This is a genomic window from Faecalibacterium prausnitzii (assembly GCF_003287405.1).
Classification (GTDB): domain Bacteria; phylum Bacillota; class Clostridia; order Oscillospirales; family Ruminococcaceae; genus Faecalibacterium; species Faecalibacterium intestinale.
This window is the reverse complement of sequence record NZ_PRLD01000060.1, coordinates 1-698: the sequence shown is the minus strand read 5'-3', so window position 1 is coordinate 698 and position 698 is coordinate 1. Positions and strand designations below refer to the sequence as shown.

Here is a 698-nt window from a genome sequence, read left to right as displayed (position 1 = left end):
CCCACTCGCAGGGAGCCGAGGGCGAATATGCGAGACCTTAACTTATTAAATCAGGCGTGGCCGAATGCTGTTTTCGGCCTTCGTCCACGCCTGTTCTTTTTACTTATTCCATATATCCACATTTTCATCCTACATAGGAGGTTTTATGAACGAAAACGACCGTACCACCTTAGAGCAAGCAATCTACGAGGAAATGGAACTGACCCCGGAGATGATTCGGTCCATCCGCACGCTCTGCGGTGCCTGCCTTTGCAGTTTTGTAGAATCCAAGGCGTTCAAAATCGCCATTGTTCCCAGCGCAGACCGAAGCATGGACACTTGCACTGTCTGCCAGACCCGGCGCGGTCATGACTACGTTGTGATGAACCGCTGAACAAACACACCGCCCACCGCCAAGGAGGTGCAGCGGGCGGTGTACATATTTTGAAAAAAGGAGGGCAGCTTTTGATTCAAAACTGGAAATTCCAGCGTGGAGACATTTTCTTCACCCGTTTCGACAACGCCACCGGTTCAGAGCAAAGCGGGAATCGTCCGGCAGTCGTTCTCCAGAACGATGTGGGGAATTTTTACTCGCCCACGCTGATCGTGGCCACATTGACAAGCAAGGCTGCAAAAAAGTATACCCAGCCGACCCACTGCCTGCTGGTGAACGATTTTCTCTCCGTTCCGTCCATCGTTCAGGCAGAGCAGATCTTTAC

General features: G+C 51.7%; 2 protein-coding genes. Both read left to right on the top strand.

Annotation, left to right across the window (positions count from 1 at the left end):
• The first annotated feature begins 145 nt into the window (after positions 1-145).
• Entirely contained in the window at positions 146-373 is a 228-nt protein-coding gene (locus C4N24_RS15025; protein ID WP_181573128.1) for a hypothetical protein, read from the top strand.
• A 71-nt stretch (positions 374-444) separates the two neighbouring features.
• On the top strand, positions 445-698 hold a 254-nt coding region (locus C4N24_RS15020; protein ID WP_146746826.1), incomplete at its 3' end, for a type II toxin-antitoxin system PemK/MazF family toxin.